Raw genomic sequence first — 19,316 nt, forward strand, 5'->3', positions numbered from 1 at the left:
CGCCAGTGGCTGCCGATGAATCTGCTCGATCCGCAAGGGCCCGTTGCTGTGGGCAACAGCACCATCCTGGTCGATTCCGTCTTCATCATGCTCGTGATCGTGGTGCCCACGATCCTCGCGATCCTTGGCTTCGCGTTCTGGTTTCGCGCCTCGAATCCGAAAGCGCGCTATCAGCCCGACTTCGTCTATTCCGGCCGGGTCGAGATGGTGGTGTGGTCGATCCCGGCGCTCACGGTGATTCTGCTCGGCGGCGTGGCCTGGATCGGCGCGCACCAGCTCGATCCCGCAGCGCCAGTGCCGGGCACCGGCAGCCCGGTGCGCATCCAGGCCGTCTCGCTCGACTGGAAATGGCTGTTCATCTATCCGGACCAGCGCATCGCCACCATCAACACCTTGACCGTGCCGGCCGGTGCCGAGCTGAAATTCCAGCTGACGTCGTCGAGCGTGATGAACACGTTCTTCATCCCGCAGCTCGGCAGCATGATCTACACCATGAACGGCATGGTGACGAAGCTGAACCTGCGCGCCGACAATGAGGGCAAGCTGCAGGGCCTGTCGGCCCATTTCTCCGGCGACGGCTTCCCCGACATGATGTTCGACGTCAACGTGGTGTCGCCGCTCGCCTTTCCGGACTGGGTGGCGACCACCGCGAAGACGGATGCCGTGCTGAATCAGGACAGCTACAAGAAATTGATGCAGCAGGGCGTCGAGAAGGGCCGGCCGGTCTACCGTCTCGAAGACCCGCGGCTGTTCGACCTGATCGCGACCCAGCACATTCCGCCGGGGCCCGGGCCGGAGCTGCTCTCCGATGCCGGGCGTCCGCACAGTGGAGGCCACGATGCTCGGTAAGCTCGATTGGTCGGCCATCCCGCTCGACCAGCCGATTCCGCTCGTCGCAGGCGCGATCGTGCTGGTCGCGATCCTGGCCGTGCTCGGCTGGGTCGTGGTGAAAGGACATCTGCCCTATCTTTGGAACGAATGGATCACCAGCGTCGATCACAAGCGCATCGGCGTCATGTATGTGCTGCTGGCCTCGGTGATGCTGCTGCGCGGCGGCAGCGACGCCATCATGATGCGGATCCAGCAGGCCGTCGCCTACCAGTCGCAGGGCTATCTGCCGCCCGAGCACTACAACCAGATCTTCTCGGCGCACGGCACTATCATGATCTTCTTCGTGGCGATGCCTTTCGTGATCGGGCTGATGAACCTGATCGTGCCGCTACAGCTGGGGGTGCGCGACGTCGCGTTCCCGACGCTGAACTCGGTCGGCTTCTGGCTGACGGCGACCGGCGCGCTGCTGGTCAATATCTCGCTCGTGGTCGGTGAGTTCGCCCGCACCGGGTGGCTCGCCTTTCCGCCGCTGTCGGAATTGTCCTACTCGCCCGGCGTCGGCGTCGACTACTACGCCTGGTCGCTCCAGATATCAGGCGTCGGGACGCTGGTGGCCGGCATCAATCTGGTCACGACGGTGCTGAAGCTGCGCACCAAGGGCATGAACTATCTGCGCATGCCGATGTTCTGCTGGACCACGCTGGCTTCGAACCTGCTCATCGTCGCGGCGTTCCCGATCCTGACCGCCACGCTCGCGATGCTCTTGCTCGATCGTTACCTCGGCTTCCACTTCTTCACCAATGAGGCCGGCGGCAACGTCATGATGTTCATGAACCTGATCTGGGCCTGGGGCCATCCCGAGGTCTACATCCTGGTGCTGCCCGCCTTCGGCATCTTCTCCGAGGTGGTCTCGACCTTCTCCGGCAAGGCGCTGTTCGGTTACCGCTCGATGGTGCTCGCGACCATGGCGATCTGCATCATTTCCTTCATGGTCTGGCTGCATCATTTCTTCACGATGGGCGCAGGGCCCAACGTCAACGCCATCTTCGGCATTGCCAGCATGATCATCGCGGTGCCGACGGGCGTGAAGATCTACAATTGGCTGTTCACGATGTATGGCGGCCGCATCCGTTTCGCGACGCCGATGCTCTGGGCGATCGGCTTCATGGTGACGTTCATCATCGGCGGATTGACCGGCGTCCTGCTCGCGGTGCCGCCAGCCGACTTCATCCTTCACAACAGCATGTTCCTGGTCGCGCATTTCCACAACGTCATCATCGGGGGCGTGCTGTTCGGCGCCTTCGCCGGATTCGAATACTGGTTTCCCAAGGCATTCGGTTTCCGCCTCAACGAACGCTGGGGCAAGGCCGCGTTCTGGTTCACCTTCATCGGCTTCTTCGTCACCTTCATGCCGCTCTACATCGTCGGCATGCTGGGCATGACGCGACGGATGCAGCACTACGACGTCGCGGCATGGCGGCCCTGGATGATCGTTGCGGCGGTCGGCGTGGCGGTGCTGACGATCGGCGTGATCTGCCAGATCGTGCAACTCGTCGTCAGCATCCGCAACCGCGAGGCCTTGCGCGACCGGACCGGCGATCCCTGGGACGGCCGCTCGCTGGAATGGGCAACCTCGTCGCCGCCTCCGGTGTTCAACTTCGCGTTCAATCCCGACGTGCGCGGCGAGGACGCCTATTGGCAGATGAAGGCTCGTGCCAGGGAGCAATCGCGCGATGCTGACACGCCGGAGTATCAGGACATCGAGATGCCCCGGAATTCGCCGACCGGTTTCGTTTGCGCGTTCTTTGCCACCATCATGGGCTTTGCGCTGATCTGGCACATCTGGTGGATGGTGATCCTGGGCGGTCTCGGCGCGTTCGCGACCTTCGTCGTGTTCGCCTGGCGCGACCATGACGAGTACGTCATTCCGGCCGCGGAGGTCGCGGCGATAGACCGCGTCAATCTCGAGGAGCGGCGTGGCTTCCACAGCATGGCGGGAGCAGTTTGATGGCGATGACCGCGACCGCCGGACACGCGCACGCCGATCCCCATCACATCGGCGTCGTCATCGAGCATCCCGGACCGGCGCCGAAGCGGATCGTGACCGCCTACGGCTTCTGGATCTTCCTGCTCTCCGACATCGTGATGTTCTCCTGCTTCTTTGCAGCCTATGCGGTGCTGGTCGGCCAGACCGCCGATGGACCGAAAGGCTCGGAGATATTCGAGCCGAGATACGTCGCGATCGAGACGGTGTGCCTGTTGCTGTCGAGCTTCACCTGCGGCATGGCCAGCATCGCGGCCGATGTGCGCAACCGGTTCTGGTTCTATCTCAGCATGACCGCGACCTGTGTGCTCGGGCTGATCTTCCTCGTCCTCGAGTTCCGCGAGTTCGCCGATCTCATTGGGCGCGGCTACGGACCGTCGCGCAGCGCGTTCCTGACCGCGTTCTTCTCGCTGGTCGGTTGCCACGGCCTGCACGTCTCCGCCGGCGTGCTGTGGCTGCTCACCATGATGGCCCAGGTCTTCGCCAAGGGTTTTCGCGCCGACATCCTGCGCCGGATGACGTGTTTTGCGCTGTTCTGGCACGCGCTCGACATCATCTGGGTCGCGGTTTTCTCCGTCGTTTATCTGCTTGGGAGTGGCGTATGAGCGATCAGACCCACGCGCACACCGACCGTGACCTTGCGCCAGGAGAGGAAGAGCAGCACAGCGTCGGCACCCGTATCCTCGGCTATGTCGTCGGCCTCGTCCTGGCGCTGCTGCTCACGGCGACGTCGTTCTTCATCGCGGGCACGGATCTGGTCTGGCAGCCATCGATCCCAGTCGCGCTGATCGTGCTCGCGATCGCGCAGATGGGCGTGCACCTGGTGTTCTTCCTGCACATCACCACCGGCCCCGACAACACCAACAACGTGCTGGCGCTCGCCTTCGGCCTTTTCGTCGTTTTCCTCGTGATCGGCGGCAGCGTCTGGATCATGGCAAATATGAATGCCAACATGGCGCCGATGGACCACATCATGCGGATGCAGTGACGGGATGCGCTCAAAAAGAAGAGCCGCTTGTGATGACAAGCGGCCCAAGTCTAGGGAGGAAACGCCCGAGCAAGGCAATCGGCCGAGGCCGGATTGCTGCCAAGGAAACGCTCGCGCGAAGCGCTTGCGTAGGTTCATACGTGCAGCAACTCGCCAAGGAGTTCAATTCCGGATCAATACGGGCTCGGACTACTACTCACGGCTGCGCGAGGGAATTATTCACTTTGGCCGGCGGCAGTTGAAGGCCTTGCGGAAGCCGGCGGCCTGGGCGTCGTCCTCCGAGCAGAACCAGCGGTCGGGCTGGGTGGTCGCGGGATAGCTCGGGCAGCCGCGCAAATGATAGATGCCGATATTGCCGGTGACGCGTGCGCGTACCGCGAGCTTGCCCTTGATGCTGCAACTCGGCGGCATCGTCAGCTCCTCCGGAAACAGCACGGCGCGGATTTCCTTGTCGCGGTCCGGGCGGCAGGCGGTGCCCAGCAGCGCGCCGTCCTTCTTGCCGGCGCGGAATTCTTGCGGCGCAACAAAGCAGCCTTTCCAGATCCCGGCCGCCGCCGTCTTGGCTTCAGCGGCCGCCGGCTTGACGTTGGCCTTGATCGGCTCCCGCGCGAGGGCAAAACCGAGCTTGATCAGCTGCTCGTTCAAGCTGGCCTTGTCGCCCTCGGCCGTGCAGATGGCGCGGTGCCGCTTGCCAAAGCTTTTTTCCGGCCCGACATCGTCGCAGCGCACCGTGCGCTTGTTGATCAGCTTCGTCAGCTGGTCGCGAGCCTCGATGCCGCAGGTCCAGGAATCGGCGTGTTCGTCGATGCAGACCTGATCCAGCTCGGGCGCGTCGACGCCGTCGAGCCGGTAGGTAACGTCGCCGAGCTGGATGGAGTTGCCGTCACGGACCGTCGCTGCGCCGGTCAGCGCGGAGACCGACCCGGACGAGGCCAGAAACCCGGACGCCGCTGAAAGCGAAACGAGCGCAAAAGCGCGGGCGGTGGCAAAGAAATTCTGGAAGGACATACGGACTCGCTATCGATGGCTCGTGCGCCTCGTTCCTAGCATCCGGATGTGGCGATACCAATGGTCTGCGGCCTGCGAAGTGCGACATTCCGGCCTCGCCGCTTTACTCGGCCGTCGCTATGACCCTATCGTTCGCCGGCCTCGCTGACTGCGAAAGGCCGAATCGCCCGGGAAGCGGCGAGGGGGAGGAAACGCTTACGATGAAAGACCCCGTGGACGTCCTGATCATCGGCGCCGGCGCTTCCGGCGCGGCGGTGGCGTGGTCGCTGGCCGAGACCAAGATGCACATCCTCTGCCTGGAGCAGGGCGGATGGATGAACCCGGCGGAATATCCCAGCACAGGCCGGGACTGGGAGGCCAAGTTCTACGGCGAATGGTCGTCGAGCCCCAACGTTCGCGGGCGGCCCGAGGACTACCCGATCAACGACGACAACTCCCCGATCAAGGTCGTCAACTACAATGCGGTCGGCGGCTCGACGGTGATGTACACCGCGCACTGGCCGCGGCTGCATCCTTCCGATTTCAAGGTGAAGACGCTCGACGGCGTCGCCGACGACTGGCCGATCGATTACGACGCGCTGACCCCGTTCTTCGAGGAGAACGATCGGATGATGGGCACGTCGGGCCTGTCGGGCGATCCGTTGTCGCCGCTGACGCATCCGCCGATGCCGCAACAGCCCCTCGGATTGTCCGGTGCGATCATCGGCAAGGCCATGAACGAGCTTGGCTGGCACTGGTGGCCGTCGGACACGACGGTCGCGACCATGGACTATGAGGGAAGGGCGCGCTGCATCAATCTCGGCCATTGCACGCCCGCTTGCGCGCAAGGCGCGAAATCCTCGACCGACATCACCTACTGGCCGCACGCGATCCGGGCCGGCGTCGAGCTGCGCACCCATTGCCGGGTGCGCGAGATTACCACCGACGAGAACGGCATGGCCTCGGGCGTGGTTTACTATGACAAGGACGGCATCGAGCAGTTTCAACCCGCCCACGTCGTCATCATCGCCTGCAACGGCGTCGGTACGCCACGCCTGCTATTGAACTCGGTTTCGGGACGCTTTCCGAACGGTCTTGCCAATTCGTCCGGCCTCGTGGGCAAGAACCTGATGTTCCATCCCTATGCGCAGATCTACGGATTCGTGAAGGAGCCGACCGACAGCAATCGCGCGCCGCCGACCTGTCTGTGGAGCAAGGAGTTTTACGACACCGACCTGTCGCGCGGCTTCGTGCGCGGCTACGCCATCCAGTTCGGCCGCGGTGCGGGGCCGGTGTTCGAGGCGGTCGCGAGCGAGCAGAAGGGCATTCTGCCATGGGGCGCCGACCATCATCGCGTATTCCGCAAGCTCAACGGTCATCGGCTCGCGGTGTCGGCAATCTGCGAGGATCTGCCAGAGGAGCACAACCGCGTCACGCTCGATCCCGTGCTGAAGGACAGTCACGGAATCCCTGCGCCCAAGATCGACTATACCATCAGCGAGAACAGCCGGAAGATGATGGAGCACGGGTTGGCGCGTGGCCGGGAGATTCTCGAGGCCGCCGGCGCGACCGACATCTGCATCAACAATCCGATCCCGTGGGGTGGCTGGCACCTGCTCGGTACCGCGCGGATGGGCACCGACCCCGAGCGTTCCGTCGTCAACGAATGGGGCCGCACGCACGACGTGAAGAACCTCTTCATCGTCGACGGCAGCATCTTCGTCACCTCGGGCGGCGTGAACCCGACATCCACCATCCAGGCCCTCGCGCTCTACATCGCCGACCAGATGAAGCAGCGCCTCGCCAATTTGTTCGATTGATGATGATACAGAACGAAGCCACCTCCGCGCTCGGTGCACCTCTCCCATTCGCGGGAGAGGTCGGCGCAACGCGCCGGGTGAGGGCTCTCTCCTCTTGGGGAGTCCCGCTGTGGAGACACCCTCTCCCCAATCCCCCGCAGGCGGGGGAGGGAGCGCGCCGTCACCTTGGCCGAAACGTTTCGACGAGAGGATAAAATGTCTGATCAACTCTCTCTCTCTCCGCGGCAACGCGACGATCTCCGCACCATTGCCGCGATGATCATTCCCGCCAGTGACGAGTACAAAGCGCCCGGCGCCGACGATCCCGCAATCCAGGCTGATATCCTGGCAACGCTCGGACGCGATGCCAAATCCGTAGCTGCGGCGCTTGACCATCTGGCGCGGCTGGCCGGAGCGCCGCTCGCTGCGCTCGATGATGCCAGGCGCGATGCGGTGGTGCTTGAGTTTCGCAGGCACGGCGGCGTCGCCGCCGCGACGCTCGTCCGTGTCGTGCTGCAATGCTACTACCGTGACGATCGCGTGCTGGGCTCGCTCGGGCTCGAGCTGCGCGCGCCATTCCCCAAGGGCCATGTGCTTCCGGACGGAGATTGGTCGCTGCTCGATCCGGTCAAGGCAAGAGGCGGCTCGCTGAGGCGGGCACCCTAGCCATCTGGGCAGTCCAGCCCTGCGCTCCGGGCGGGCACCTTGCGTGGCGGGGCACAGGCCACCATCTGTGTGAGCCTTCAAGGACTCTTGCCATGTTGGATTTCACCTCAGATATCGTCGATGACGCCGCGTCATCGCGAATGACGGCGTCTGTCCCGGCCGATGACCGGGCCCTGCTGGACGCCTATTCCAATGCCGTGATCGACGTGACCGACCGTGTCGGCCCTGCGGTCGTGCGGGTTGAAACGGGACCGAAAAAGCCGAACGGTCGCGAGCGGGGCGGGCTCGGCTCCGGCATCGTGATCTCGCCGGACGGACTCGTCCTCACCAACAGCCATGTGGTCGGCTCCTCCAGGGAGATCCGGCTGCGCGACGTCGAAGGCCATGTCGGCGACGCGCAGGTGCTCGGCGTCGATCCCGACACCGACCTCGCGCTGCTGCGCGCCAATGGCGTGCGTCATTTGCCCTATGCCGCGCTCGGCAACTCCAAGAGCCTGAAGCGCGGCCAGCTCGTGATCGCGATCGGCAATCCGCTCGGCTTCGAGTCCACCGTGACCGCAGGCGTGGTCTCGGCGCTCGGGCGTTCGATCCGCTCGGTGAGCGGGCGCACCATCGAGGACGTGATCCAGACCGACGCCGCGCTCAATCCCGGCAATTCCGGCGGACCGCTGGTGTCGTCGAATGCCGAGGTGATCGGCATCAACACGGCCATCATCAGCGGCGCGCAGGGAATCTGCTTTGCGGTCGCCAGCAACACCGCGCAGTTCGTGTTGTCGGAGATCATCCGCCACGGCTATGTCCGCCGCGCCTATATCGGCGTTGCCGGGCAGACCGCACCGGTCCCGCGCCGGCATGCGGTGCTGGCCGGCGTCGAGAACAAGATGGGCGCGCTTCTCATGCAGATCGAGCCTGATGGACCTGCGGCGAAGGCGGGCCTGCTGCCCGGCGACGTCGTGATCAGGCTCGACGACGTCGAGATCAACGGCGTCGACGGATCTGATCCGCGTGCTCGACCGCGACCGGATCGGCCGGCGGCTCGCCATGGACGTGCTGCGGCTCGGCCGCCTGCGGGCGATCGACATTGATCCGGTCGAGCGCAGGCCGGCGCGCTAGGCTCTGCTTCGCCTGGGGCGCACTGGGAATGGCGCGCGGAGCGCGCGCTCTCCCGACCGCTACTCCGCGGCCGCGGCAAAGCGGCTGTTCTCGAGCTCCGCCTCGAGCCGAGCCGTCTCGGCCGCAGCCAGCTTGATGTTGGCTTCCTTGACGTGGCCGAAGCCGCGGATCGTCTCCGGCACGCGGGCAAGCCGCGCCAGAAGCGGGATCTGCTCCGCCTTCAGGCCGGCGAGCCGCCGATCGATCATGCCAAGATAGTCCTCGATCAGCTTCCGCTCGGTCCGGCGCTCCTCGGTGCGGCCGAACGGATCGAACGCGCTGCCGCGCAGGAACTTCAGCTTGGCCAACGCGCGGAAGGCGTGGATCATCCAGCCGCCGAATTCCTGTTTCTGGAGCCGGCCCGTCGTCTTGTCGCGCTTCGCGAAGATCGGTGGGGCGAGGTGGTACTTCAGCGCGAACTCGCCGTCGAATTTTTCCGACACCTTCTTTGCGAAGCTGCCGTCGGTATAAAGCCGCGCGACCTCGTACTCGTCCTTGTAGGCCATCAGCTTGAACAGGTTCTTCGCGGCGGCCTCGGTCAGCTCCGTCGATGCGGGCGACACCGTGCTCTCTGCCTTCCGCACCTTGGCGACGGCCGCGAGATAGCGGTCAGCGTAAGCCTTGTCCTGATAGAAGGTCAGGAAATCGGCGCGCGTCGCGACAACGTCGTCGAGCGACTTGGCCGGCGCGGTCGCCCTGTTCCTGAACTGGAGCACGCTACGCACCCGCAACATGTCGTGGGCGGCGAGACGGCCCCAGGTGAAGGCGAGCTTGTTCATCTCGATCGCGGCGCCGTTGATCTCGATGGCGCGGAGCAGGGCCTCCAGCGACAGCGGGATCGCGCCTTTCTGGAACGCGAATCCGAGCATGAAGGGGTTGGTGGCGATGCTGTCGCCCATCAGCGTGGCGGCAATGCCCGTGGCGTCGATGATGTCGAGGTTCTTGTCTCCGATGGCGTCGCGCAGCACGGTCTGCATCGTGCCCATCTCGAAGTCGAGATCGGGATTCTGCACGAAGCTCGCGGTCGGCTGCAAATCGGCGTTGATATAGGCTTTGGTCAGGCCGCGCTCGGCGCGGCTGAGTGCGGCCGGGCCGGCCGACACGATCATGTCGCAGCCGAGGATGACGTCGGCGCCGCCGGTGGTGATGCGGACCGCGGAGATGTCCTCGGGCTTCGGGGCGATGCGGACGTGGCTCATCACCGCGCCGTTCTTCTGCGAGAGGCCGGTGAAATCCAGCGCCGAGCAGCCGCGGCCGTCGACATGGGCGGCCATGCCGAGCAGGGCGCCGATGGTGATGACGCCCGTGCCGCCGATGCCGGTGACGAGGATGTTGTAGGGGCCGTCCAGCTCACGCGCCGGCGGCAGCGGCAGGTCGGCGAAGAGCTGGCCGGAATCGACCCCTGAGGTCTTCATGCGTTTGAGCGTGCCGCCATGCACGGTGACGAAACTCGGGCAGAAGCCCTCGACGCAGGAGAAGTCCTTGTTGCAGTTCGACTGGTCGATCTGGCGCTTGCGGCCGAATTCCGTCTCCAGCGGCTGCACCGAGACGCAATTGGAAGCCTGCGAGCAGTCGCCGCAGCCTTCGCAGACCAGCTCGTTGATGAACGCGCGCTTGGCGGGATCGGGATAGAGCCCGCGCTTGCGGCGGCGGCGCTTTTCGGCCGCGCAGGTCTGGTCGTAGATGATGACCGTGAGGCCCTTGATGTCACGCAGCTCGCGCTGCACGGCATCGAGCTCGCGGCGGTGATGGATGGTCGCGCCTTGCGGGAAGTAGTTTCCTTGCGGGTATTTGCCGGGATCGTCCGAAACGATCGCAAGCCGCTTGACGCCCTCTGCCCAGACCTGGTGCGCGATCTGCGCGACGTCGAAGCTGCCTTCGGCCGGCTGGCCGCCGGTCATGGCGACGGCGTCGTTGTAGAGGATCTTGTACGTGATGTTGATGCCGGCGGCGGAAGCGGCGCGGAGCGCGAGTAGACCGGAATGCGTGTAGGTGCCGTCGCCGAGATTCTGGAAGATGTGATTTTCGCTGGTGAAGGGTGACTGGCCGATCCAGTTCACGCCTTCGGCGCCCATATGCGAGATCAGGTCGGTGCGGCGGGTCGGCATGCTCAGGGCCATGCCGTGGCAGCCGATGCCGGCCATGGCGCGGCTTCCCTCCGGCACGCGCGTGGAGGTGTTGTGCGGGCAGCCCGAGCAGAAGAACGGCGTACGCGCGAGCTTGATCTGCGTGCTGGTGGTGACGGGATTGTCGAACGCCTCGAGCCGGGCGAGGCGCTGCTCCAGCACCGGACTGTGATGGCCGAGCTTGCGCAGGCGCGCCACCAGCGCGGAGGCCACGATGGTCGGTGTCAGCTCGCCTTCGCTCGGCAGCAGCGGCGCGCCGCGCTCGTCGCGTTTTCCCGTGACGGTCGGGCGCCTGGACGCATCGATATTGTAGAGGATGCGCATGAGCTGGTCTTCGATGAAGCCGCGCTTCTCCTCGACCACGAGCACGTCCTGAAGGCCTTCCGCAAAACGCCTGGCGCCGCTTTCCTCCAAGGGCCAGGTCATCGCGACCTTGTAGATGCGAAGGCCGAGGTCCTGCGCGTCCTTGTCGGTGATCCCCAAGTCGGCGAGGGCCTGGCGCAGATCGAGATAGGCCTTGCCGGTTGCGATGATGCCGAGCCGCGCCGGCTTGGAATCGAGCACGATGCGGTCGAGCTGGTTGGCGCGGGCGAAGGCCTGCACCGCGGCCATCTTCGGACCGAACAGGCGCCGCTCCGCCTCCAGCGGCGGATCGGGCCAGCGAATGTTGAGGCCGCCGGGCGGCATCTCGAAATCATCGGGCAGCCTGATCTGGATGCGCTCGGGATCGCTATAGATGGACGCCGAGCTCTCGACGGTCTCGCTGATCGCCTTGAAGCCGACCCAGCAGCCGGAGAACCGCGACAGCGCGAAGCCGTAGAGGCCGAGGTCGAGATAGTCCTGGAGCGTCGCGGGATTGATCACTGGGATCAGCGCCGCCGCGAACACCTGCTCGCTCTGATGCGCCAGCGTCGAGGACTGGCAGCCGTGGTCGTCGCCGGCAAGCGCAAGCACGCCGCCATTGAGCGACGTGCCCGCCGCATTGGCATGCTTGAGCGCATCGACCGAGCGATCGACGCCGGGGCCTTTGCCGTACCAGATGCCGAACACGCCATCGACCTTGGCGCCGGGAAACAGGCCGACCTGCTGGCTGCCCCACACGGCGGTTGCCGCGAGGTCCTCGTTCAGGCCGGGCACGAAGGCGATGTCGTGCTGCTGGAGGTGCGACTTCGCCCGCCACAGCGCGTGGTCGTACATGCCGAGCGGGGAACCGCGATAGCCCGAGATGAAGCCGCCGGTGTTGAGCCCCTGGAGGCGGTCGCGTTCGCGCTGCAACATGGGCAGGCGCACCAGGGCTTGCGTGCCGGACAGGAAGATCCGCTTGGATTCGAGCCGGTATTTGTCGTCCAGCTCGACCTGCATCAGCGTCATTTCGGAAATCCTTGTGTCTCGGTCAGGCGTGAGGTTTGCGCTGCGGGAGGGAGTGCGGCGGCGCGACGCGGATTGTGACAGTCAAGTGTATGCGTCGGCGAAGTCAATATCGCTGGCCGCATCCGTGGCGCTCCTGCTAGTCATGGCTGCCTGTGGAGAGCACCATGACTTCAAATGCATTCGACACCGATATCACGGAAACGTCCGAGGCGCTGATCGGGCCGTGGCGGCAGCCGCGGCAGATGCTGCAAGCGCAAACCTACGACGCGCACGCCTCCATCCATGACGATGCCACCGCCCAGAAGCTGGGCTTCAAGGGCGGCACCATCGAAGGTCCGACCCATTTCAGCCAGTTCGCGCCGCTTGGCGAACGGCTATGGGCACGTGCTTGGTTCGAGACGGGCTGTCTTTCCGCGCACTATCGCAGCGTCTGCTACGAGGGCGAGGAGGTGCAAGCAATCCTGTCGAAACCATTGCCCGGCACGAGCCGGTGCCAGATTCAGATGGTCAAGCGCGACGGCACCGAAGTGTTGCGTGGTACGGCCTCGGTCGGCGATGCGCCCGTTGCGACCGCGCTCGAGACGCGCCTCGGCGAGCTCAAGCCGCTCGCCGATCCCGTGATCCTGCGCGATGTGAAGGTGGCGCAGACCGGCAAGCGGCAGTCGGTGCGCATGGCCTTCGACCAGAACATGGGCGACCTCTATCCGTTTTCACTCAGACAGAAGCTCGCCGTCATCACCGAGGGCTCGCCCTACTATTCGGGCGCGGATAATCCGTGGGGTAAGCCCATCATCCCGATGGAGATGCTGAGCGTGCTGTTCCAGTACCGTTCCAAGGACGATCCGCTGCCGGCCAAGGGCCCGGCCGTCGGCCTGTTCGCCGACCAGGAGGTCCGGCTGATCAAGGGGCCGCTGTTCGTTGCCGAAGAGTACGAAGTCGAGCGCGAGGTCGTCGCGCTCTCCGCCAGCCGTCGCACCGAGAGCGCCTGGGTCAAGACGCGCGTGTTCGACAAGACGGGCGCGATGGTGGCGACCATGCTGCTGAACATGGCGACGCTGAAGGATTCATATGCGCCCTACGAGGAAGAGCATCGGCGGCTGTATGGGGCGGGGCGGTAGAGCCACTTCTGTCATTCCGGGGCGCGCATAGCGCGAGCCCGGAATCCATTTCACCTCGCGTGCTGCCGTCCCATGGATTCCGGGCTCGACGCTTCGCGCCGCCCCGGAATGACAGAGAAGAGAGTGTCACGGCCAGCTCATGCTTTAAGCAACTGCACGTCGCGAAATCGTCGCACAGGGAATAAGCAGCCGTCGACCATGGTCGTAACCTTCTGACTAAACAATGAATTCCCTCGCAACCGGCCCTTCTCCGTAATTGTACACAATGGCACGGCGCTTGCAGAACTCCAGGCCAAGAGAGTTCTCGCGGGGCCTGCGTCATGTTGAACTCAGCCAAGCCGATAAAGAGCGTCGTCGGCGCCGAGCCGGAGCCGATCAAGCTCGACTGGCCCGCGACCGCGCTTCTCATCATCGACATGCAGCGCGACTTCATGGAGCCCGGCGGCTTCGGCGAAACGCTCGGCAACGACGTCAGCCAGCTCGCGCGTGCGGTGAAGCCGATCGGCGAGGTGCTGGCGGCGGCCCGCGAGAGCGGCATGCTGGTCATCCACACCCGCGAGGGACATCTGCCCGACCTCTCCGACGCGCCGCCGGCGAAGCTCGAACGCGGCGCGCCGAGCCTTCGCATCGGCGATCCCGGTCCGATGGGCCGCATCCTCATTCGCGGTGAGGCCGGCCACGACATCATTCCCGAGCTCTATCCGCTCGACAGCGAAATCGTGATCGACAAGCCGGGCAAGGGCGCCTTCTACGCCACCGAGCTCGGCGACGTGCTCGAGAAATACGGCATCGAGAATCTTCTGGTGTGCGGGGTCACCACGGAGGTGTGCGTCAACACCACGGTGCGTGAGGCCAATGACCGCGGCTATCGCTGCGTCGTCATCTCGGACGGCTGCGCGTCCTACTTTCCCGAGTTCCACGAGATGGGCCTGAAGATGATCAAGGCCCAGGGCGGCATCTTCGGCTGGGTCACCGACTCCGCCGCAGTCCTGGAGGCGATGAGGATTTCGACCACATAGGGGTATGACCATGAGCACATTGGCAGGGACGGCTGGCAGATCTGAAATCGAAAAGTCCGGGTTCAAGCCGGCGCTATGGACATCGGGCGACTGGAACGCGTTTTTCGGCTTCGGCACCAACATCCTCGTCAACATGCTGGTGCTCACGGGCCTCTTGCGCTTCGTGCTGAAGATGCCTGATAGCCTGGTGTTCGGCCGCATCCTGCCCGCGCTCGGGCTGATGATGTGCCTGTCCACCTTCTATTATGCGTATCTCGCCTACCGGCTCGCGCAGAAGACCGGCCGCAACGACGTTTGCGCGCTGCCGTCCGGCGTCAGCGTGCCGCACATGTTCATCGTCACCTTCGTGATCATGCTGCCGATCACGCTCAAGACCGGCGATCCGCTCAAGGGCTGGTCGGCGGGTCTGGTCTGGGTGTTCTTCCAGAGCTTCATTCTCATGATCGGCGGCTTCATCGCGCCCTTCATCCGCAGGATCACGCCGCGCGCGGCGCTGCTCGGCACGCTTGCCGGCGTCTCCGTCACTTTCATCTCGATGCGGCCGGCGCTGGAGATGTACATGACGCCGCAGATTGGTCTGGTCTGCTTCGCCATCATTCTGGTGAGCTGGTTCGGCGGGGTGAAATACTGGCGTGGCATTCCCGCCGGTCTCGTCGCCATTGCCGTCGGCATGGTCATCGCCTGGGGCTCGAACCTGTTCGGGCTCGGCCTCGGCGGCCTGAGCATCGCCGGCGTTGGCGCAGCCTTCGCTAATTTCGGCTTCTCGGTGCCGATCCCGGCAATAGGCTATGTCTTCTCCGGCTTCGAATTCCTCGGCATCATCCTCGTCACCGCCATTCCGTTCGGCATCTACGACCTCGTCGAAGCCATGGACAATGTCGAGAGCGCGGAGGCTGCCGGCGACGAATATCCGACCACGCGCGTGCTCACCGCCGACGGCGTCGTCAGCCTGATCGGCTGCCTGATGGGCAATCCCTTCATCAACGCGGTCTATATCGGCCATCCCGGCTGGAAGGCGATGGGAGGTCGGATCGGTTACTCGGCGGCCACGGGCATCATGGTGGTCGTGCTGTCCTGGTTCGGCATCATCTCGGTGCTGCTGGCACTCGTGCCCGTCGTCGCGATCTCGCCGATCCTGCTCTACATAGGCATGCTGATAGGTGCGCAGGCGTTCCAGACCACGCCGGTCAAGCATGCGCCCGCGATCGTGCTGGCGCTGACCCCGCATCTGGCCGCCTGGGCCAAGCTCCAGATCGACACCATGCTGGGCTCCACCATGAATGCGGCGGCAACCGTCGGCGGAATGGCGGCCGACAAGGCCGATGCGGTCAAGGCCGCCGCGATCGCCGCGCTACCGCAGCAGGGCGTGTTCTATCATGGGCTGGAGGTGATGGGCGGCGGCTCCATCCTCGGCGGGCTCATTCTCGGCGCGATCGGCGTCTTCGTCATCGAGCGGGATTTCGAGAAGGCGTCCGCCTTTGCGCTGGTCGGGGCGGTGCTGACCTATTTCGGTTTCATGCATGGCGAGGCCGTGGGCATCGGCGGCGGCTTTGGCGTAACGCCCGCGGTCGCGCTGGCCTACGCCGTGATGGCCGGCGGCCTGTTTGCCGCCAGCAAGCTCGGCGCCAGCGAGCCCTACACCGCGCATCCGGAGATGTCGGCCGCGCCGGCGGAGTAGGCGTGGACCTCAAATGTTGAGGCACGGCCGGGCGATGTCCCGGCCGGCTTCTTTTCAGGGGCGCACGGCTGGTGTCTCCAGCGGCAGGCCACGCGCCCGCGACATCAGATAGAGCTCGAGCGCGACCAGCTCGGGCGAGCCGTAGTCATAGGCCTGGGCGCGGACCCCGGTCATGCAGCTGCGCAGCCGCCGCTCTAGCGATCCAAGCGTCTGCCACTCCAGGCGGTAGAGCGGATAACCGGTCGGCTGTCCCTGCGTGATCGGTGCGCCCGCGAGGCGCTTGTCGAAATTGTCGTCGTGGCAGTTGGTGCAGGCGAGGTTGAGCTGGCCCTCGCGCTGCATGAAGAGCGCGCGGCCTTGCTCGACAAAGGGCTCGGCGAGCGGATCGTCGCCGGCCGTGATCGGGGTGCTCCGCGACTGGTGGGCGACGAAGGCGGACAATGCGAGCAGTTCGCGATCCTCGTAGGGCAGCGGCGTCGCCTGCTGATGATTGGCGCGGCAGAGATTGATCCGCTGATCGAGCGTGACGGGACGGCCGAGTGCCTTGTCGAAGGCGGGATAGCGCGCGGCGACGCCTTTCATGTTGCTGCGCGCATCGCCATGACAACCCGCGCAGGCTTTGTCGGCGCTGCCGGTCTTTTTCGCCCAGAGCGCTTCGCCGTCGAGCACGAACAGCATGCCGGGATTGCTGGTGTCGTCGTCCTGCATGGCGCGCGTCTCCGGGCCCATGAAGGCATAGCCGGAGCGGCGTGCATCGGGCGGGATTTCACCGGCGAGCAGGGCAGGGGCTGCGGCGAACAAGGTTGCCACCGCTATCGCGCGCCAAGAGATCATTCGACTGTGATCGATGCCGACGCGGTTGTCGAATAGCCGTTGTCGCCGATCCATTCGAACTCGAACTTGCCGCTGTCCTTCGCGACCGTGAAGAACGACAAATACGGGTTTGCCGCGATCGCCGGAAACAGATCGGCGCGAAAGATTTCGGCGCCGTTGTAACGACATGCAAAGCTCGTGATGATGTCGCGCGGCACCAGCTTGCCGTCGACGGTGTGACGATAGCCAGTCTCCATGATGTGCGAGGTCAGCGCGCGGATCTCGATGATCTGGCCACGTTTGGCTCTCGCCGGAACGTTGATGAGCGCGGCCATCAGTTCGTCTCCTCGGTGCAGGCGGCCAACGTCACGACGACGTCGACGGCAACCTGCCAGAACGTGTCGTCGGAGAGATGCGCGATCGCGACGACCTTCTGGGTATCGGCGAGCCGAATCCGGGTCGACACCTGTGCTCGGCCGGAGGAAGGGCCGAAATAGAAATTGCCGATGTTCGGCTGCGGGTTCTTTTCATTGAAGACGTGGATGCTCTTGACGTGGTCATCGGCCGTCATCGGGCTTGCAACGCTCACCGTCATCGGTACCGTGTTGCCATTCTCGACCAGGGGCGGAATGTCGAGCTTCACCTTTCCGGTCCGAATCTGCGCTTCGCCGACGACGTTGCGGATCGCGGTGTTGAGCATCGCCGGTGTTGCCTCGATCGGCCGCACGGTGACGATCGGGATTGTGCCGGCGACTGTCACGCCTCCGGCGAGGCTCAGGAATTGTCGTCGCGTGGTTGGCATGAACCTAGTCCCGAAGCGTTGCGAGAAAAGCCACGATGTCCTCGATCTCCGCAGCCGACAATATCGGCTTGCCGACGAAGTTACGTCCGACACGGATGAGGCCTTCGGTGCGATAATAGGACGGCATGATGGTCTCCGGGTTGAAGCGCGCGGCATCGACCAGTCGAAGCCGCAACTGGCTCACTGACCACCGGTTCCCGGCGCCGGTGAGATCAGGTGCGAGATCACCCTGGAACCGCGTTTCCGGAAATGGGCCGGAATGGCAGAGAATGCAGGTCGTGGTGCGCGCGAGCACCAGGGCGCGGCCGCGCGCGGCATCGCCGGGGGAACCTGTGAGCGAGGCGGGAATGCCGTCGTTGACGATCTTGTAGGGAACGAGCTCGTCCGCTTGGACGGGCAGGGCGAAGGCAAGGCTCGCCACGACGAGCGCAGCGATCGCAGGTATCGGATTGAGCGGCTGAGGTCGCCGCGAACTCCTCTGACCTCTCCCGCCTGCGGGAGAGGTCGGCGCATCGCGCCGGGTGAGGGCTCCTTCCTCTTGGGGAGTCTTGCAAGTGGAAACACCCTCTCCCCAACCCTCCCCCGCAGGCGGGGGAGGGAGCGCACCTTGTACGTGGCGACAGCTTGCTCTCATCTTGCGCTAGCCAAAGGTTTCCGCCGTGATGGTTTGAAACCAGCGCTCGGCTTCGGTCGCCTCGCGCGCGCGCAATTCGGGCGGCGCATCGACCGGGCTGGTCGCGCCGCCCTCGACCTCGGCGAAGATGTCGCCCCTGGGCTGGTAGTTGCCGGCGAGCGAGAAACCGTAGCCGGGCGCGACGGTGCTGTAGCAGAGCCCTGTGAGTCGTGGCGCCTCCGGTGTGCGACCCGCGAGCAGGCTAATGATCGCGGCGGCGCAGGCCTTGCCCTGGGCGGTTGCAGCGGAGGCCGATTTGGGAATGCCGCCGCCGAGACAGGCGTCGCCGATGACATGGATGTTCGGGACAAGCTTCGATTCGAAGGTGATGGGATCGATAGGACACCAGCCGGTCGCGTCCGCAGCGCCCGCGACCTCGGCGATGCGTCCCGCACGCTGCGGCGGAATTACGTTGGCGACATCAGGGGTGTAGTGGCCGAATTCGGTGACGATGGTTCTGGTCGCGGCATCGATTGAGGTGACGCGGCCGCCTTGCGACAGGCCGATGCGCTCGATCATGTCGCCGTAGAGCTCCTTCCATGCCTTTTCGAACAGTCGCTGCTGGGAGAAAGTGTCCTTGGCATCAAGGATCAGAACTTTCGAGCGCGGCTTCTTCGTCTTCAGGTAATGCGCGATCAGGCCTGCGCGCTCGTAAGGCGCGGGCGGGCAACGAGAAGGATTGGCCGGGATTGCAATGGCGACGGTGCCGCCATCGGCCATCGCCTCCAATTGCCTGCGCAGCAGAAGCGATTGCGCGCCGGCCTTCCAGGCGTGCGGCATCGTCTCGGACGTGGCCTCGTCGTAGCCGGGCAGGGCTTCGAGATGGAAGTCGATGCCGGGCGAGAGCACGAGCCGGTCATAGCCAAATTCGGTGCCATCGCCCGTGGTCACGCCACGCTTTTGCGTGTCGATGGCCGTCGCAGCCTGGGCGACCACGGTGATGCCAGCGGCGGCGAGCTTGTCGTAGCCGAACTGCTGCGCCTCGATCTCGCGCAGGCCCGCGATCACCTCGTTGCTGAAGGGGCACGAGATGTAGGTCCTGTCCGGCTCGATCAGAGTGATCTGCAATCTCGCGTCGGCGTGCTTGAGCGCGCGGGCGCAAGCCGCGCCGCCAAAGCCGCCGCCGACCACGACGATGCGGCCCGCCGATTGTGCGCGCAGGATGGAAGGTGCGGCGAGCGATGTGGCCGCGACGGCGATGCCGAGGACGGCATTCCGCCGTGTCACCGGCGCATTCATGGGGCTTGTC

General features: G+C 64.9%; 16 protein-coding genes and 1 pseudogene. 10 read left to right on the forward strand and 7 right to left on the reverse strand.

Going from position 1 to position 19,316, the window contains the following annotated elements:
- The first annotated feature begins 15 nt into the window (after positions 1-15).
- From ACYCVF_RS11030 to cyoD, 4 genes are read left to right on the forward strand one after another with little or no spacing between them, the layout of a single operon-like run.
- Positions 16-849 (forward strand): cytochrome ubiquinol oxidase subunit II family protein, encoded by an 834-nt coding sequence (locus ACYCVF_RS11030; RefSeq protein ID WP_459602484.1) that lies wholly within the window; start codon positions 16-18, stop codon positions 847-849.
- On the forward strand, positions 839-2,839 hold the full coding sequence (cyoB, locus tag ACYCVF_RS11035) for a cytochrome o ubiquinol oxidase subunit I (protein WP_459602486.1): 2,001 nt from the start codon (positions 839-841) through the stop codon (positions 2,837-2,839). The genes ACYCVF_RS11030 and cyoB overlap by 11 nt, the downstream gene beginning before the upstream one ends.
- A complete protein-coding gene (locus tag ACYCVF_RS11040; RefSeq protein ID WP_459602488.1) occupies positions 2,839-3,480 on the forward strand; it encodes a cytochrome (ubi)quinol oxidase subunit III in 642 nt (213 codons plus the stop codon). The genes cyoB and ACYCVF_RS11040 overlap by 1 nt, the downstream gene beginning before the upstream one ends.
- A complete protein-coding gene (gene cyoD, locus ACYCVF_RS11045; protein WP_459602490.1) occupies positions 3,477-3,863 on the forward strand; it encodes a cytochrome o ubiquinol oxidase subunit IV in 387 nt (128 codons plus the stop codon). The genes ACYCVF_RS11040 and cyoD overlap by 4 nt, the downstream gene beginning before the upstream one ends.
- A gap of 219 nt (positions 3,864-4,082) precedes the next feature.
- On the opposite strand, the gene ACYCVF_RS11050 is transcribed toward cyoD, so the two are convergent.
- Entirely contained in the window at positions 4,083-4,871 is a 789-nt protein-coding gene (locus tag ACYCVF_RS11050; protein WP_459602492.1) for a thermonuclease family protein, read from the reverse strand.
- Positions 4,872-5,071: 200 nt separating this feature from the next.
- On the opposite strand from ACYCVF_RS11050, the gene ACYCVF_RS11055 reads away from it, so the two are divergent.
- From ACYCVF_RS11055 to ACYCVF_RS11065, 3 genes and pseudogenes are all read left to right on the forward strand, one after another.
- Positions 5,072-6,670 carry a GMC family oxidoreductase gene (locus ACYCVF_RS11055; protein WP_459602494.1) on the forward strand — a complete coding sequence of 533 codons (1,599 nt, stop codon included), beginning with the start codon at positions 5,072-5,074 and terminating at the stop codon, positions 6,668-6,670.
- Between the two features lie 195 nt (positions 6,671-6,865).
- Positions 6,866-7,315, forward strand: coding sequence for a hypothetical protein (locus ACYCVF_RS11060; protein ID WP_459602496.1), 450 nt, complete (start codon positions 6,866-6,868; stop codon positions 7,313-7,315).
- A gap of 92 nt (positions 7,316-7,407) precedes the next feature.
- Positions 7,408-8,428: pseudogene (locus ACYCVF_RS11065) on the forward strand (S1C family serine protease).
- A gap of 59 nt (positions 8,429-8,487) precedes the next feature.
- On the opposite strand, the gene ACYCVF_RS11070 reads toward ACYCVF_RS11065, so the two are convergent.
- Positions 8,488-11,964 carry an indolepyruvate ferredoxin oxidoreductase family protein gene (locus ACYCVF_RS11070; RefSeq protein ID WP_459602500.1) on the reverse strand — a complete coding sequence of 1,159 codons (3,477 nt, stop codon included), beginning with the start codon at positions 11,962-11,964 and terminating at the stop codon, positions 8,488-8,490.
- Positions 11,965-12,128: 164 nt separating this feature from the next.
- Here ACYCVF_RS11070 and ACYCVF_RS11075 point away from each other — a divergent pair, with 164 nt between their 5' ends.
- The 3 genes from ACYCVF_RS11075 to ACYCVF_RS11085 all read left to right on the forward strand — a co-directional run bounded on the left by ACYCVF_RS11075 (position 12,129) and on the right by ACYCVF_RS11085 (position 15,779).
- Positions 12,129-13,082 carry a hypothetical protein gene (locus ACYCVF_RS11075; protein WP_459602502.1) on the forward strand — a complete coding sequence of 318 codons (954 nt, stop codon included), beginning with the start codon at positions 12,129-12,131 and terminating at the stop codon, positions 13,080-13,082.
- 320 nt (positions 13,083-13,402) lie between these two features.
- Positions 13,403-14,101, forward strand: a complete 699-nt coding sequence (locus tag ACYCVF_RS11080) for a cysteine hydrolase family protein (protein WP_459602504.1) — start codon at positions 13,403-13,405, stop codon at positions 14,099-14,101.
- A 10-nt stretch (positions 14,102-14,111) separates the two neighbouring features.
- Complete coding sequence (locus ACYCVF_RS11085) at positions 14,112-15,779, forward strand: regulator (protein WP_459602506.1); 1,668 nt, start codon at positions 14,112-14,114, stop codon at positions 15,777-15,779.
- Between the two features lie 54 nt (positions 15,780-15,833).
- On the opposite strand, the gene soxA is transcribed toward ACYCVF_RS11085, so the two are convergent.
- The 5 genes from soxA to ACYCVF_RS11110 all read right to left on the reverse strand — a co-directional run bounded on the left by soxA (position 15,834) and on the right by ACYCVF_RS11110 (position 19,306).
- Entirely contained in the window at positions 15,834-16,613 is a 780-nt protein-coding gene (soxA, locus tag ACYCVF_RS11090) for a sulfur oxidation c-type cytochrome SoxA (protein WP_459602508.1), read from the reverse strand.
- On the reverse strand, positions 16,610-16,927 hold the full coding sequence (soxZ, locus tag ACYCVF_RS11095) for a thiosulfate oxidation carrier complex protein SoxZ (RefSeq protein ID WP_459602510.1): 318 nt from the start codon (positions 16,925-16,927) through the stop codon (positions 16,610-16,612). Before soxZ ends, soxA begins: the two co-directional genes overlap by 4 nt.
- Positions 16,927-17,394 carry a SoxY-related AACIE arm protein gene (locus tag ACYCVF_RS11100; RefSeq protein WP_459602512.1) on the reverse strand — a complete coding sequence of 156 codons (468 nt, stop codon included), beginning with the start codon at positions 17,392-17,394 and terminating at the stop codon, positions 16,927-16,929. The genes soxZ and ACYCVF_RS11100 overlap by 1 nt, the downstream gene beginning before the upstream one ends.
- Before the next feature lie 4 nt (positions 17,395-17,398).
- On the reverse strand, positions 17,399-17,815 hold the full coding sequence (gene soxX / locus ACYCVF_RS11105) for a sulfur oxidation c-type cytochrome SoxX (RefSeq protein ID WP_459602514.1): 417 nt from the start codon (positions 17,813-17,815) through the stop codon (positions 17,399-17,401).
- 219 nt (positions 17,816-18,034) lie between these two features.
- Positions 18,035-19,306: an FCSD flavin-binding domain-containing protein gene (locus ACYCVF_RS11110; RefSeq protein ID WP_459602516.1), complete on the reverse strand. Its 1,272-nt coding sequence runs from the start codon at positions 19,304-19,306 to the stop codon at positions 18,035-18,037.
- Between the last annotated feature and the right edge of the window lie 10 nt (positions 19,307-19,316).

This window comes from Bradyrhizobium cedriense (assembly GCF_054602315.1).